This is a genomic window from Alkalihalobacillus bogoriensis ATCC BAA-922 (assembly GCF_000621445.1).
In the GTDB taxonomy this organism is placed as follows: Bacteria; Bacillota; Bacilli; order Bacillales; family Bacillaceae_F; genus Bacillus_AO; species Bacillus_AO bogoriense.
In genome coordinates this window covers 40537-56727 of sequence record NZ_KK211279.1, presented here as the reverse complement: position 1 = coordinate 56727, position 16191 = coordinate 40537, and the positions used below count along the sequence as shown (strand labels likewise).

Sequence of the window (16191 nt, the reverse complement as noted above, 5' to 3'; positions counted from 1 at the left end):
CCTGGAGAGAAGTGTCCAATAGAAGGCTTCTATCAGCTATGTTTGTTTAGTGTGTCATGAAAAGGAAAAGATACCTTTTGATGTGGTAAGAGATTTTGATTTAATGGATGGTGGCGATCCGATGACACAACCAATGTTTTCCTGTGAAACTTGTGGAGGAGAAATGGATCCTGGGTATTATAAAGGGGTACATGAAGTAGAGTACAGTACAGTACAGGCTTTCAGATTTGCAGGAAACAAAAAAGGACTGAGTGAGGTGGGCTTCCTCACTCAGTTTTTCTGTTTTTAAGCTCATTCTTTGCTTCCGAATAGGAAAAGAGTAAAATTAGATTCATGAAAAATCGCTAAAAAAAAGGGTTATTTTTCTTTTAGCGAGGCTAGAAATAGTATTGAGGTGAACTCATTGGTTTTAAACAATCAGTTACTAAGTGAAGCTAGTCAATTTATAGAATTATGTTATGAAGAGCTTCAGCTAGAAAAAAAAATTCCTGCTCGACTTGATGAAATAAAATGGGAAATAAATAAGAAGGGATTTTATACCCATACATTAGAAGAATTACATTATGGAGCAAAGCTGGCGTGGAGAAATAGTAATAAATGTATTGGTCGTTTATTTTGGAATTCCTTGCATGTCATTGATGCAAGAGATGCAAATACTACTGAAGAAGTGTATAAGGCATTATGTGAACATATTGAATATGCGTCAAATGGAGGCAGGCTCATTCCAACGATTACAATTTTTGCGCCTAAGCAAAATGGAAAGGAAAAGGTTCGAATATGGAATCATCAGTTAATTCGATATGCTGGATATGAAACAAGTGCAGGCATTATAGGAGATCCTGCTTCGATTGAATTCACGACAGTTTGTCATGAGCTAGGTTGGAGAGGGGGACAGACACCTTTTGATATTTTACCGCTCGTTATTCAACTAGAGGACAAGCCACCGGTATGGTTTGATGTTCCAAAAGCCCTCGTATTGGAAGTAGGGATAGAGCATCCAGAATACGAAGAGTTTCGAAAGTTAAACTTGAAGTGGTACGCGGTGCCCATGATTTCAGATATGAAACTAGAGATAGGCGGTATTATGTATACAGCTGCCCCTTTTAATGGATGGTATATGGGAACTGAAATTGGAGCCAGAAATTTGGCCGATGAAGATCGTTATAATAAATTAGCTGAAGTTGCAAAAATTATTGGTGTAGAAACAACGAAAAATTCAACGCTATGGAAAGATAAAGCATTAGTTGAATTAAATGTAGCTGTCCTATATTCATTTAAAAAAGCTGGTGTTAGCATTGTTGACCACCATACGGCAGCGGATCAGTTTAAACGATTTCAGGAAGCAGAAACGGCAAAAGGAAGAAATGTCACGGGGGATTGGACATGGTTAATTCCGCCAGTGTCACCGGCAACAACACATATTTTTCATCAGGAATATAAAAACGATCTTGTCACACCAAACTTTTTTTATCAAGAAAATAAATATCATAAATCATAGTAGGGAGAGAGGTGAACGTAATGGAACGGTTCACATTTGGCATGGGATGATTTTGGGGTGTTGATGCTCGGTTCGGGCATTTTCAAGGCATACAAAAAACAGCTGTAGGGTATGCAGGCGGGACATCATTAAATCCTACGTATCGCATGATGGGAGACCATACAGAAACGGTTCAAGTACATTTTAATGAGGAAGAGATTTCGTTAGCCTCTCTTCTTGACCCGTTTTGGGCCAATCATAATCCGAATCGTGAGGGATATAAAGGAAGACAGTATATTTCTTTATTGCTGTATGAGAATGAACAACAAAAACAGACAATGCTAGAAAAGAAAAAAGAGTGGGAAGCAAAAAAGAACATGCTTATAGAAACAGAAATTGCGCCGCTCACTTTTTTTACTTTTGCTGAAACGAAACATCAAAAATATCATTTAAAAAAATATAAAAAAGCAACAGAACAATTAGCAGCATTGTATCCAACAGAAGAGTACTTTCGAGATGCGACTGTTGTCGCCCGTTTAAATGGATTTGTTAAAGGATTCGGAACACTGGCTTCGATTAAAAATGAAATTGAGCGGTGGCCAATCGGACAAAAAGAAAAAACGAACATCATTGAAATAATACACAAGTTAAAATGGTAACAATGAAAATAGAATCCGAATGAAATATTATGTAAATCAACTTCGACAGAAAGGTGAGTCTCCTCGTGTTTAGGCACTTAGAGTCTCACTTTTTCTTTGAAAGATAAGAAAGTCTAAAAATTTTACTACTATAAGAAAAGACGCTCCGCGTTTTTCTTATAGTAGTAAGTTTAAAATAACGTTGGAAAGGTTTTCATATGATATAATAGCTATCTTGCCAAGGAGAATATTTCCAGTGACATATTCTTCTTAGAAAGAACATAACTAATAGATTAAGGCTAGTAGAAAAAAAGAAAAAAGGGGGACAAAACATGGATTATACGTTAACAGGAGCAACGTTGTTTTGGCTTTTTGTTCCAATGACACTCATTGTTTTGTTTAGTTTTATTTCAATGATTCGACATAAGGGGGAATAGTTTTGGAACAAACTACGTTAATTACATTTATCGTCTATCTTGTTGGGATGCTAGTCATTGGTTTAGTCTTTTATAATTTAACTAATAACTTATCAGATTATATTCTCGGGGGAAGGAAATTAAACGGTAGTGTTGCGGCATTAAGTGCTGGTGCATCAGATATGAGTAGTTGGTTATTACTTGGATTACCTGGTTATGCTTATGTCGCTGGGATGGAGGCGGTTTGGATTTCAGTTGGTTTAGCCGTCGGTGCTTATATTAACTGGCAATTTGTTGCAAAACGATTGCGAACATACACAGAAGTGGCAGGGAATTCTATTACGATTCCAAGTTATTTAGAAAATCGGTTTAAAGACCGTTCGAAAATGTTAAGAGTGATTTCAGCTATTGTTATTTTAGTATTTTTTGCTTTTTATACTTCTGCAGGTTTAGTTGGCGGTGCGTTATTATTTGAAGCATCATTTGGACTTTCTTATACGAATGCGTTATGGATAGGCGCCATTGTTATTATCTCGTATACATTTTTAGGCGGATTTTTAGCTGTTAGTTGGACTGATTTTTTCCAAGGTATTTTAATGTTTTTAGCTTTAATTATTGTTCCGATCGTTGCTATCTCCCACCTAGGTGGCTTTAGTGAGACAATAAATGCTGTCGGAAACATTAATCCTAATTTTCTTGATGTATATTCAGGGGTTACGTTAATTGGGGTTATTTCTTTAGTTGCTTGGGGGTTAGGATATTTTGGTCAACCTCATATTCTGACAAGGTTTATGGCTGTTAAATCAGTCCATGAAATCCCGAAAGCACGTTTTATTGGGATGACATGGATGGTACTTACCTTATTAGGGGCTTTATTTGTAGGTTTTGCCGGAATTGCATTTTTTGCTAGTGCTCCTTTAGCAGAAGGGGCTGAAGAAACAGTCTTTATCGCATTTACACAAATATTGTTTGACCCTTGGGTAGCTGGATTTTTGCTAGCGGCGATATTATCGGCTATTATGAGTACGATAGATTCTCAGTTACTCGTATCTTCAAGTGCGTTAGCGGAAGATTTTTATAAATCAATTTTTAGAAAGTCAGCGAGTGAAAATGAACTAGTGAAAGTTGGAAGAATTGGAGTCCTTGTTATTGCGCTTATTGCTGTCATCATGGCGTATAACCCAGAAAATACGGTATTAGACTTGGTCGGGTATGCATGGGCAGGATTTGGTGCAGCATTTGGTCCAGTGATTATTTTATCGTTATTTTGGAGAGGGATGACAAGAAACGGAGCATTGGCAGGGATGATAACAGGCGGGTTGACCGTCATCATTTGGGCAAATATTGACGGTGGTTTGTTTGAAATGTATGAAATTGTTCCAGGATTCATTCTTTCTACGCTCGCTGTCTCGTTGTTTAGTATATTAGGGACAAAACCATCAGAAGAAATTCAGCAAGAGTTTGACGAAGTCATTACCCAAATAAGCAAATAACATATGAATGTATGAGGCGTCCAAAAGGAAACTTTTGTGACGTCTTTTTTTAAAAGATAAGGAAGTATAAAAAATTTGGATTAGCAGTGAAGCTTTGAAAGCTTATTCTAGAATAGCGAAGGCTCCGCACTTCGCTTGAAACGAAATGACGCTCCCGCATTTTTGTTGTTTATCTTAAGTAAGCGGTCATGAAAACCTTTATCTGTGAACATGGCTACCGTTTTGAAAAGTTCGTGGACATAGGAGCAGTTAATCATAATATATCGCTTGGAATAGAGTGGCTTTTGCGTGAATAAGCACTCCTGTAGCCGCAAAAATAGAGTTGCCTCGTAAGTATCAAAGCGTGTATATACATTATTCGAAAACCATTATTGTTTGTACATACTATTTATTCGCGTGTCCAAACCTTGAATTTGTTCTTTCTCACTTTTGTATGAGAGATTATCTTTCTAACTTTCTAATAAGTAAGTAAAATTCCGATAAAATTTGAGGAAAGAGAATGAAGAAGTAGGAAGGGTGCTATTATGTTAAAACAAAAAAGCCAGATTAATAGCCAACGTATTTCTGAACGAATTATGGAGCTATCCAATATTGGGAAACATAAAAATGGTGGGGTGACAAGAAAAGCATTAACGAAAGAAGATCGACTAGCTCAATTATTAATTATTAAATGGATGAAGCAAGCTGGGTTACACGTAAGAATTGATAACTATGGAAACGTGATTGGACGAAAGGAATCGATTTACAATGACAGACCAGCAGTTGCAATCGGTTCTCACCTTGATACGATTCCAAATGGAGGTTTTTTTGATGGAACAATTGGTGTGATTGGTGGAATCGAAGTAGCCCAAGTCATTCATGATGAGGGAATTGAAATAAGTCACCCTTTGGAGGTTATTGTGTTTTCAGATGAGGAGGGGGCAAGGTTTAAGGGGGCTTTATTTGGAAGTCGAGGGATGGTTGGGAAGGTGAAGAAAGAAGAGTTATATACTAAAGATACGCATGGTACAAATCGATATTCAGCATTAGAAGCATTTGGTTTACAGCCTAATTTCATTCATCATGATATTCGCAAAAAAGGTGAGTTGAAAGTGTTTTTAGAAATGCATATTGAACAAGGTCCCTATTTAGAATCACAAAATAAGCCTGTTGGAATTGTAGTAGGCTTGGCAGGACCAGTATGGTTAACAGTCGAAGTTCATGGTGATTCTGGGCATGCCGGAACTGTGCCCATGTCCCTTCGAAGAGACCCAATGGCTGGGGCGGCAGAAATGATTTTGAATATCGAGACCATTTGTTTTGGAGAGGATACCCCAATAGTCGGAACTGTTGGATCCATAAAAGCAAAACCTGGGGTCGCCAATGTTATACCAGAGTCTGTTGAATTTACGGTAGATATACGTGATATTGATTCTGATTCCCGCACCGAAAAGATTGAGGAAATCAAAGAGATGGTTATGAAAGTTTGTAATAAAAGGGGCTTAACTACTGAAATAAAAGAGCATTTGCATGAAGACCCGATTGATTGTGCTGAGCATGTGATCGATACGATGGAAAAGGCGGGAGCGAAATTGAAGCTATCACCGCCTTTGATGATAAGCGGGGCAGCGCATGATGCTATGGTCATGAGTGAAATAACAGATGTCGGGTTACTCTTTGTTCGGTGTTATGATGGAGGGAGTCATAATGAACATGAATGGGCTGAGATTACAGATATTACAAAAGGGGTAGCCTTATTGTTAGAGACAACATTAGCGTATGTAAAAAATAGATTTTAGATGCATAAAAAGCTCGTACATGATATTCTTTATACAATTGTCGTTTTATGTTCAAGTAGAAAGAAGGGTTATAACATGAATGCTAGTGTCATAAAAAGTTTGCCTAAAGTTGATCTTCATCTACATTTAGATGGAAGTGTTAAACCAAATACACTAATCGAATTGGCGAAACAAAAGGGAGTCATCTTACCGGCAGAAACTGAAACAGAATTACTGCCTTATATGCAAGTCACAAAAACAGGGCAGTTAAAAGACTATTTAAAAACGTTTGATTTAGTCCTACCGATGATGCAAACAGAAGAAGCGTTAGAACGAATAGCGTTTGAAGTGGTGGAACAAGCTTCTTTAGACAATTGTATTTATATTGAGGTTCGGTTTGGACCAATACTTCATACGAGAGAGGGCTTACGCTTAGAACAAGTCATTTCTGCGGTCATCAAAGGTTTACAACGTGGAGAATCAACATTTGGTGTGAAAGCGAGGGTGATTGCTTCATGTTTGCGACATCATAGTGTCGCTGAGAATATTGCCGTGATTCATGCAGCTTCTTCTTTTTTACATAAAGGGTTAGTGGCTGTAGATTTAGCTGGAGATGAAGGGAATTTTCCAACACATCTTCATCAAGAAGTATTTGCCGTAGCGAACGAGAAAGAGATTCCAGTTACGATACATGCTGGAGAAGCGGCAGGCCCTGATAGCATTTATGATGCGATTACACAACTAGGTGCTGTTCGAATTGGACACGGTGTTCGTGCAAGGGAGGATAAGGACATTGTGGACTTACTTATTGATAAAAAGATTCCACTAGAGATGTGCCCGATTAGTAATATTCAAACGAAAGCATGTGATAGTTGGGAAAGCTATCCTTTTAAGGAGTATTATGATATGGGATTTACACTTACAATTAATACTGATAATTTAACAGTTTCAAATACAACATTGACAAAAGAGTTTTTGACATTAATTGAATACTTTCAGTTAAGTTTGGACGATGTGCTTTCCTTATTACGAAATGGGATAGAGGCCGCATTTTTACCTGAAGTAGAAAAACAAAAGCTACGAGAAAGATTTGAGTCTAAACTAAAAAATGAACAGACATAAAAAAGTGAAGTATGAAAAGGAATCATTCCTTTTATACTTCACTTTTTACCTTCTACCAAATGACTTTCCAGTTTCCGTTGGAACAAGCACGTATCGTTTTATGTGAGAGAAAATAACTTGCGAGTAATTCAGACATATCAATCGGTATATCCTTTATGACAGGTTTATTTTGAAACATTGTATAGTCGCCGCCACCACTTGCACGGTAGTTATTCATGACAACATCAAAGGACTCTGTTAAATCCAACTCATTATTGTTGTATTGTAATAAAGTTACTCGCTCTCCTATAGGTCTTGAAATATCTAACACGTATTCAATTCCTTCCCACATATCATAATTATAATGTTGTGGTTTTGGCGTTGTAAAAGCAGGGTTAACTTCTATTTCCCCATTATGATTTAATTGAAAATAAGAGGCAGAACGCTCAAGGGCATCTTTAATATCTTGACCTGTGAGTCGGAGTACTTTTAATGTATTCGGATAAATGTAGTTTGAAACAATATCACGCATCGTAACATGAGACTGAAATCCGGTTGCATTGTTATTAAAAAGAGCTGTATTGGAAATGTCGACACCAGCAGCGTCCATTTGAACTTTATTTATAAACTCAACGAATGGATGGTCTTGTAATCGTGCTTCAAATACATCTGTTATCGTCATATCTCCTTGAATCGTTCCAATGGCTTGATCGAGCCATGTTTGTGTTTTCGATTCATACTCATGAATAATGTCAAGTACTTCTTCATTTGGTGAGACATGTTCAACGGGAAGAAGATCCGCTTTTTTATTTTGAATTTTCCATGCGTCTTGTTCTTGAATTAATTCGATCGTGACTTTCCCGACGACTTCGCCATTTACACTCGGCTGGATTACGGTAACATCGTTAATCGTTTTTGCGATCCTTCGATGTTGATGACCAGTAAGTAATACATCAATACCATCAATTTGTTTACAAATAGCATACCCTTGATTTTCTCCTGTTAAATTTTCTGTAGGTTCGCCTGTTTCTAAATCCCGTTCGAATCCACCGTGATAAGAAACAACCATCACATCTGGTTTTTCATGCTCATGAATATAGTTCACCCACTGTTTCGTCGTTTCAAATGCATCTGCAAATTTGAGCCCTTGAATATGTTGGGGGTCTTCCCAATTCGGGATATAGTGAGTGGTTATCCCTAACACAGCCACTTTAATCGACCCGATATCTTTAATGAAATATGGATTGCCGAATGTTGGTTTATTGTTGTTCTCATTAATAATATTTGCACTTAGCCATGGAAATGTCGATGTTTCAAAGGCTTTTTCAAGGGGAGATAATCCGTAATTAAATTCATGATTACCAATGATAAATCCATCATATTGAAGATGATTTAATAATTTTACCATGGGGTTTTCCAGCTCATTTAAAAATTTCACATAATGATATGTAAGAGGGGTTCCTTGAATTAAGTCGCCATTATCAATAACAATAACATGTTCATTTTTCTTACGTTCAGTTTGGATGACGGTAGCTACTTTGGCTAACCCTAGCTCCGCTTTTTCATTTGTCCCATAGTTAATCGGAAGCACATTCCCATGAATATCACTCGTTTCTAATAGAACAATGTTTACTTTTTTTTCCGTTGGCATCGCTTTTACCACCTTTGTTAATAGTGAATCTCTTGTATAGTATACCAAAACTAGTAGGAAAAGCGTTTAATAATCAGTAAATTTGGAGGATGAGTTCTCTTTCGATATAATAAATAGTAACTTTTAGTGAGAGAGGAAGAAAAGACATGTATGATTTATTAAAAGATTTAACTTCTTTACATGGGCCATGCGGTTATGAGCAGCCTGTGTCAAAGTGGATTAAAGATAAAGTGAAAGATAAAGTTGACCAGCTTCAAGTCGATAGTTTAGGCAATGTTATCGCCAAGAAAAAAGGGCATAAGCCTGGTCCTACAATAATGGTTACGGCACATATGGATGAAATCGGCTTTATCGTAAAAAAAATCGAAGATAATGGTCTTCTCCGTTTTGAGAAATTAGGAGGGCATGACGATAGAATACTATTGGCTCAAAAAGTTCAAATTCGTACGTCATCTGAGTTACTTACAGGCGTAATCGGTACAATGTCAGCACATTATGCTAAATTTGATGATGCGAGTAAAGTTCGAAATCACCGCCAATTATATATTGATATCGGCGCTAAAACGAAAGAACATGCGCTTGAGTTAGGAGTCGAAATAGGTAACCCAATTACATGGGCGCCATCCATTGATTATCTAGGAAACTCTTCAACAGGACGTTTTGTAGGAAAAGGGTTTGATGACCGAGCAGGATGTGCCATCATTTTGAGCTTGTTAGAAAACTTACAAGATGGTGAGTTCTGCGGTGAGCTGATTGCTATTTTTACTGTTCAAGAAGAAGTAGGATTACGAGGAGCGCAAGTGGCGACAAATGGAATAGAGGCGGATGTGGCGATTGCCATTGACACGACAGCAGTGAGTGATACGCCTGAAGAAACAATGGATCAAACATTAGCTTTAGGAAATGGGACAGGGATTAAAGTGATTGACTTTAGTTTAATCGCTCATCCAACAGTTAAAGAAAAGCTCGTAAATTTAGCAAAACTACATAAGGTTCCATATCAACAAGAAGTGTTTCCTGGTATCGGGACAGATGGTGGAGCTGTAAGTTTAGCAAATAAAGGAATTGCAACAGGCGTTCTCTCGATTCCATCACGTTATGCCCACTCACCAGTAGAAGTGATAGATAAAAATGATTTGGACTCCACATTACAATTGCTTGAAACGTTCATTCGTGTGTTAGACGAGAATAGTTCATTTTCATTTATCTAAAAACAGTAACCAGCCATGTAGAGAGACATTCTGACATGGCTGGTTTGTATATTACTGTAGAAATGAAGGGAGCTTATCTTTAGGGAAAGTCCCATAAAATTCTGCACCGTTTTTTGTGAAAAAACGGACGTGATATAGCCCATGTTCTGTATCTTCATAGGAAGTTAACGCTTCTTCAATTTCTTGCATGTTTTGACTTGATAAAAGAATTTTATAATCATATTCACCCGATAACAATTGGTGGGTGTAATATGTTTCTTCTGTTATTTCTGTTGGTGTAATAATCTCCATTAATTCAATATCAGAAGGTACAATACGAATGTCCTCTAAAACTCCTTTTTCTGCTAACCATAAATCAATATATTGGAAAGCTTTATTCCATTCAAGGTCAATATAGTCGTTATTATCCATTTCAATAGAAATATACCCCCAGCTATTCCATGACATCATGTCTTCATACGTAAGAGCATTTATATCCTGCTTTATAACCGAAAGAAATTCAGAGATTTCTTCTTCAGATGTAAATACTTTTCCTTGCTTTGAAATGGGATGGTAAGAATAGATCCGAATTTTACTTAATTGTGATGTTTGAAGTTCTGCAAGTGAAAAATAATGTTGCTTATACACATCAGATTCAAGAATTTCTTTTAAGTGTGTGTCAATGTGCTGCACAGGAATTTGATATCGTCTTGACACCTTTTGCCCGTTTATTAATTGATAAGTAAAAGTAATGGGAGTGTTTCGCCAATGGGATTCCGTAATTTCTTCAGGTTTTGTTTCAACGATGTCTTGATGAAGCTTTCTTACCAACTGAATAAGCTCTTTATCATTAATAAATGGCACTTCTCGTGTAGAGTTTCCTTCAAAGTTCACGCTTACTAAATAAGAATTTTGATTAAAATAGACGCTTTCGATTGAATCCAGAGAAGGTACTCGATCTTCAAAACCAATTAAGTCAAATTTCACTACAAGAAGTAATGCTAAAATAATACTCGTATATATACCAAACCCTTTAATAATACCTCGGTCAAACACTCGCCAGCTTTTTTTCAATACCATTGAGGCAATGAGGTACCCAATTATCGATCCTGTACCATATCCAAAAATAACCCATCCTACTTGATTGCTTTGCATACTTGCAAAATGACTGCCGATGACAAGCATCGAACAGAAAGTAACCCCATACTTAAAAATGGGCTTTAATATGGAAAAAGTAATCGGTTCAGACGCTTTTTCAATATGACGGTATTTATAAAGAATATTAGATAAAACAAATAAGGCTATTGTGACAAAAACATAGGTAATGATTTCTATCAAGGTATAAGGCATATAAATATAAGCATATAGACGAGTTAATGGAGATAATTTTTCAATCCACGAAGAAATGTGAAGATTGGAAAATCCATATAATAAAAGTTCTAACTGATAGACAACGAGTTGAAAAAGTCCAATTGGTAAAAATAAAAGAATGTAAGTTAAAATTCCTTGGGCAACAGATAACCCTGTAAACATCCCAACTGTCGTTGTAAAAGCAAATAGAAATAAAGCAAGTAAGGAATACAAGAGAAGCCATTGAAAAAGGTCACCTATTGTCACGAAATGATAAAGTTGATGGGATTGTGTCACAAACCAAGCAATAACACCTGTTATCCAAATTGGTAAGAGTAATAAAATAACCCCTGATAATAGATGATTCGCTAATAACGTAAATCTTGTAATAGGTAAACTATGAATCATATCAGCTGAATCTTTAACATGTATGTATCGAAATAAAAAAATCGCAGCTAAAGCAGGCATTATAAATAAAAAGAGTGATTGCCATTCTGAAGCTTCTAAAAATAAGTTCGTTACATACGTATACGGGTAATATTGATTGGATACAGCCATCAATAGCTGAAGCGGATTAGAGTAAAGCAAGCCAATGAGAAAAACAATCCCGATCCAGCCATGTTGTTTTAAATCTTGTAACAATATTCCTTTATTAAAGAAGGATGTTTTTGAACTCATAACCAACACCTCCCATTTCATAAATGAAGATTTCCTCAAGTGTAAGTGGTAATAAATCAAAAACCGTTGGACCAAATTGTTCGATATACGAGGTAATTTCATCTTCATGACCTTTTACAACGTATAAAATTACACTTCCCCGTTTTTCTTTGTGAAGCACATTCAGCTTGTTTTCAATGAGTTCTTCTTGCTCTTTCGTTTGTAAAACAATTTGAATTTTATGTGTATCTGCTTTTAAATCATCGACGTCTTTTTCAATGAGAAGTTTTCCTTGATGCATAATCCCGACATGGTCACAAATATCTTCAATCTCTCGTAAATTGTGAGAGGAGATGAGGATGGTCATTTCACGTTCTGCTACATCTTGAAAGAGGAGATTTTTAATTTTTTGTCGCATGACAGAATCTAATCCATCAATCGGCTCATCTAAAATGATAAGGTCAGGCATGGTAGATAATGCAAGCCAAAAAGCAACTTGTCGCTTCATTCCTTTAGATAATCGTTGGATTTTTCGTTTAGGATCAATTCCAAACACTTCTTGTAAGCGAATGTATCTTGATTCATTCCAATGGGGGTAAAAATGACGATAATAGTGAGCCATCTGATGAACCGTCGACTGTGGTAAAAAGTAAGGAACATCTGGAATGAAAATGGTCTTTTGTTTTACTTTCATATTTTCAAAGTTTCGTTCACCGTTAATAAATATCGTTCCGTGGTCGGGCTTATATATTCCAGCAATCATTTTTAGTAATGTTGTTTTCCCGGCTCCATTAGAACCTAATAACCCATATATAGAACCTTTTGCTACATGTAAATCCAAATCGTTTACAGCTTTTTCATAATCAAACGTTTTGGATAACTGGTTGATTTCAATCATAAGGATTCGCCTCCTTCAGTTACCTGTTTTGCTTTGGCATAAAGTTGTAGAAGTTCTTCTTTTGTTAAGCCTAGAAAAACTGCTTCTGTTAAAAGCTTCAACAGTTCAGCTTCGACTTCGTTTCGTTTATCTTCATTAGGCATAATATCGAGAGAAACGACAAAATAGCCTTTACCAATAACGGAATATAAATACCCTTGGCGTTCTAGTTCGCGATAAGCTTTTTGTATCGTATTGGGGTTCACTGTAATTTGATTGGAAAGCATTCGAACAGAAGGTAATTTTTCGTCTGGGCGTAATACTTGGTTCATAATTAAGTTTTTAATTTTTTCAATAATTTGTTCGTATATAGGGCTTCGACTTCGGTTATCAAGCTCAAACATGCCCCTCCCCCTTTAGTTCGAACTGTATTAAGCTTATTAATACAGTTCGTATTGTATCAATGCCAATCGTATTTGTCTAGCAATTTTTGTGGCATCAAATGAAGCATAGCGTTTATTTGGTCAGTCACTCAATTTTTGTCATTTAGGAGACTCTACTTCATTAGAAAGAGGCAGGCACCTTTACGTTCGGACATCAGTTCCGCTATTCCCTATTTTTTAGTCTCATTTCTTACTCCAATCGGCAAATAACGGAACACATGTCCGAACCAATAAGAAAATCTCGTCAATTTGTTATAATAACGGAACGTATGTCCGTATAAATTGAAAAACAAAAAACCACTAAAAAAGCGTATTCATTACTTTTTAAGTGGTCATTCTTGAAAAGTTCTTTACTATTTTATAGTGGTAATGTGATTGTAAACGTCGTACCGATGCCTTTCGTAGATTGGACTGTAATAGTTCCTTTGTGATTTTTAATAATCCGATAACAAACGGAAAGCCCTAAGCCAATTCCCTCTTCTTTTGTTGTGAAAAAAGGTGTGAACAATTGCTGAAGTTCTTCATTTGACATACCGGTCCCATTATCTTCAATATTTATATTTATTTCTTTGTTTGTCATGGCTGTACTAAGCGAAATGAGCCCTCCGTTAGTCATAACATCCATCGCATTTTGAAATAAATTAATAAAAACTTGTTTCAATTGACTAGGGTCTACATAAAGTAAAATGTCCTCATTTGGGATTGCAGTTAAATCAAATTGAACATTTTTTAAATTCCCTTCACTTTCCATTAAGTTTACGGTTTGGTGTATTAATTCAACGATGTTAATTTGCCGTTTTGATGGTGCTTCCGATTTTGCAGTAATGACAAAAGTATCGACTAAATGTTTAATCCGATGTAATTCATCATGAATAATATCGTAATACCAGCTTGTTTGAACATCATGATGTTGTTTCTTTAAGATGTCGATAAAACCCATAATTGGTGTAAGAGGGTTTCGAATCTCATGTGCTAAGCCAGCACTTAATTTACCGATAGCAGAAAATTTTTCATTTACGATGACTTGTTGTTCTAAATGATGCCGCTCGGTAAAATCATGAAATTGCCCTAAGGCACCAATTAATTTGTTATTTAAATCAAAAATCGGGGCAATATCCGCTATGAAATAAGACGTTTGCTTGTTTGCTGAAAAGGTGATTTCGATGTTCTCCAATTTCTTTACTTCTTGCAGAACTGTTTGAAAATAGTCACCAATTAACTGGATTGCTGAAATTGGTTGTCCATTTAAGTCATTGTTGGTTAAATTAAATATATTGGTGGCACTATCATTAATAGATGAGATTATTCCGTTTTCATCTGTAATAATAATTCCGTTACGATTTGAATTAATCATATTTTGATTAAATTCTAGTAGCTTTTTATGCTGTGTATATAAGGCAAGCTCTCGTTCAATTGAATCAACAGAAGAAGATAACAGGCCAAGATGAAGGGTGTTACTATGCTCTTTTTTCGTTATCATTGTTATCGTTCCATCTAAATAAGACTCGTTTTGACTCATAATATGAAAAGCGGAAGTAGTGGAGCTATATTCATAGAAATGTGGGTAAAAATGCTCTTCCCCTTTAATTTGAATCGAATGTTTGTGTTTTAGGCAAAGACTAATCGAAGTTGTACCTAAACGTTCTTCTGAGCAGCTAGTCCCTACAACGATGCCGAGGGCTTCTTTCATTTGCTCATCACCATAAAGGTCAATGATTGTACCGTCTTCATTCGATATTAAAATCAAAGTAGGTATTCCATCCATATAACTGATTTGTTTTTTTATAAAGTGCTTCGTAACTATAATTACTTCCTCAAATTGTTGCCGTAATTGTTTAAGCTCGTCTTCAGAGTAAACAGAGGATAATGAAGGAATATGTTCTCGGTTCAGACGATACGTATGTTCACAAGTATGTTTCGAATATGTAATATACCAAGGCTCGTTCTTCATATAAGACAGATTCCCTCCTAACATGTTATTTCGAAGATGTTATATACTATTTTATACTATAGTGTAAGCTATGACTATGGTCTAGTAAATTTAGTTGAATTTGTAAGTTTTCAAGAGTTTATTAAGTTTTTTGAAATCTACTATTTTGAATATACGTTTTATGATACTATTTCAATAATCAATCAACAACTCTTAATAGTAAAAATAATACGAAACGATACATAGATATAGTCTAAAGTTAACATGCGTGTGGAGCAATAGGAGGAATTATGAATCAAATTGATATATTAATCTGGTTTACAAAATGGCAACATCCATTTTTAGATTTTATCGCAAGTATACTCACCTTTTTTGGAAATGAAGAATTTTATTTTTTAATTTTACCTTTGATTTATTGGTGTGTTTCTAAACAGATGGGGTTTCGTCTTTTTTATATTTTCTTACTATCTATGTACAGCAATGCCTTTCTGAAAGTAAATATTGCGGTAACAAGACCGATCGGTTCAGAAGGGATTTCGTCTATATTTGTAGAATCTGCTCAAGTAGGAAGTCATTATCCTCATGATTCATTTCCAAGTGGACATGCTCAAGGTTCGACGACTTTGTGGGGGTATCTAGCGTATATGGTGAAACAGAGAAATTTCACGATATTTGCTTGTATTCTCATCTTTCTTGTTTCATGTTCGCGTTTATATTCTGGTCTCCATTGGCCAATCGATGTTATAAGTGGGGTACTCATCGGTTTAGGGATCATTTTGTTATCTTTTCAACTACAACAATGGATGTCAGCTACAACATCAACGATGAAGTGGGGGATTGTCACGCTCGTTCCGTTAGTTCTAATGTTTGTGTTCCCGCACGATGAAGGGATTAAATACAGTGCATTTTTATTAGGAGCAGGCATCGGCTATTTACTTGAAAAGTCATTCGTTAATATGGAAATTTCTCCAGTTCTTTGGAGGAAAATAGTTGTTTACGCTATAGGGATTATTGGTATTTTTGTATTGCAAGGAGGACTAAAGGTACTTTTTCCGCCCCTTCTAATGTGGGATTTTATTCGTTATGTCATCATAGGACTATGGGGGTTGTTAGGAGCACCTTATTTGTTTATATTGTTTGGACTATATAAAAATTCAACCAAAGAAACAGGGAATCCCCAATAGCTTAGTAGGTTTAATACTAAATATACG

General features: G+C 36.0%; 12 protein-coding genes and 1 pseudogene. 8 read left to right on the top strand and 5 right to left on the bottom strand.

Annotation, left to right across the window (positions count from 1 at the left end; translation table 11 throughout):
* The first annotated feature begins 82 nt into the window (after positions 1 to 82).
* The 6 genes and pseudogenes from T323_RS28165 (at position 83) to add (ending at position 6903) form a co-directional block, all read left to right on the top strand.
* Positions 83 to 289 (top strand): hypothetical protein, encoded by a 207-nt coding sequence (locus tag T323_RS28165; RefSeq protein WP_156942508.1) that lies wholly within the window; start codon positions 83 to 85, stop codon positions 287 to 289.
* 114 nt (positions 290 to 403) lie between these two features.
* On the top strand, positions 404 to 1498 hold the full coding sequence (locus tag T323_RS0121340) for a nitric oxide synthase oxygenase (RefSeq protein WP_026675093.1): 1095 nt from the start codon (positions 404 to 406) through the stop codon (positions 1496 to 1498).
* Positions 1499 to 1560: 62 nt separating this feature from the next.
* Positions 1561 to 2136: pseudogene (locus tag T323_RS27355) on the top strand (peptide-methionine (S)-S-oxide reductase); the annotation flags it as partial.
* A 418-nt stretch (positions 2137 to 2554) separates the two neighbouring features.
* Positions 2555 to 4024: a sodium/proline symporter PutP gene (putP, locus tag T323_RS0121325; RefSeq protein ID WP_026675092.1), complete on the top strand. Its 1470-nt coding sequence runs from the start codon at positions 2555 to 2557 to the stop codon at positions 4022 to 4024.
* Between the two features lie 524 nt (positions 4025 to 4548).
* Positions 4549 to 5802 (top strand): M20 family metallo-hydrolase, encoded by a 1254-nt coding sequence (locus T323_RS0121320; RefSeq protein ID WP_035179581.1) that lies wholly within the window; start codon positions 4549 to 4551, stop codon positions 5800 to 5802.
* A 75-nt stretch (positions 5803 to 5877) separates the two neighbouring features.
* Positions 5878 to 6903 carry an adenosine deaminase gene (gene add / locus T323_RS0121315; RefSeq protein ID WP_026675090.1) on the top strand — a complete coding sequence of 342 codons (1026 nt, stop codon included), beginning with the start codon at positions 5878 to 5880 and terminating at the stop codon, positions 6901 to 6903.
* 52 nt (positions 6904 to 6955) lie between these two features.
* Here the strand turns inward: add and T323_RS0121310 are convergent, their stop codons facing one another.
* A complete protein-coding gene (locus T323_RS0121310; RefSeq protein WP_026675089.1) occupies positions 6956 to 8533 on the bottom strand; it encodes a bifunctional metallophosphatase/5'-nucleotidase in 1578 nt (525 codons plus the stop codon).
* Positions 8534 to 8679: 146 nt separating this feature from the next.
* On the opposite strand from T323_RS0121310, the gene T323_RS0121305 reads away from it, so the two are divergent.
* Positions 8680 to 9744, top strand: coding sequence for a M42 family metallopeptidase (locus tag T323_RS0121305; protein ID WP_026675088.1), 1065 nt, complete (start codon positions 8680 to 8682; stop codon positions 9742 to 9744).
* Between the two features lie 51 nt (positions 9745 to 9795).
* On the opposite strand, the gene T323_RS0121300 is transcribed toward T323_RS0121305, so the two are convergent.
* The 4 genes from T323_RS0121300 to T323_RS0121285 form a co-directional block, all read right to left on the bottom strand.
* Positions 9796 to 11751: a DUF6449 domain-containing protein gene (locus T323_RS0121300; protein WP_026675087.1), complete on the bottom strand. Its 1956-nt coding sequence runs from the start codon at positions 11749 to 11751 to the stop codon at positions 9796 to 9798.
* Positions 11726 to 12628 carry an ABC transporter ATP-binding protein gene (locus tag T323_RS0121295; RefSeq protein ID WP_026675086.1) on the bottom strand — a complete coding sequence of 301 codons (903 nt, stop codon included), beginning with the start codon at positions 12626 to 12628 and terminating at the stop codon, positions 11726 to 11728. Before T323_RS0121295 ends, T323_RS0121300 begins: the two co-directional genes overlap by 26 nt.
* On the bottom strand, positions 12625 to 13011 hold the full coding sequence (locus tag T323_RS0121290; protein WP_026675085.1) for a GntR family transcriptional regulator: 387 nt from the start codon (positions 13009 to 13011) through the stop codon (positions 12625 to 12627). Before T323_RS0121290 ends, T323_RS0121295 begins: the two co-directional genes overlap by 4 nt.
* Before the next feature lie 397 nt (positions 13012 to 13408).
* Positions 13409 to 15001 (bottom strand): ATP-binding protein, encoded by a 1593-nt coding sequence (locus tag T323_RS0121285; protein ID WP_026675084.1) that lies wholly within the window; start codon positions 14999 to 15001, stop codon positions 13409 to 13411.
* A 269-nt stretch (positions 15002 to 15270) separates the two neighbouring features.
* On the opposite strand from T323_RS0121285, the gene T323_RS0121280 reads away from it, so the two are divergent.
* Complete coding sequence (locus T323_RS0121280) at positions 15271 to 16164, top strand: phosphatase PAP2 family protein (protein ID WP_026675083.1); 894 nt, start codon at positions 15271 to 15273, stop codon at positions 16162 to 16164.
* Positions 16165 to 16191 lie beyond the last annotated feature (27 nt).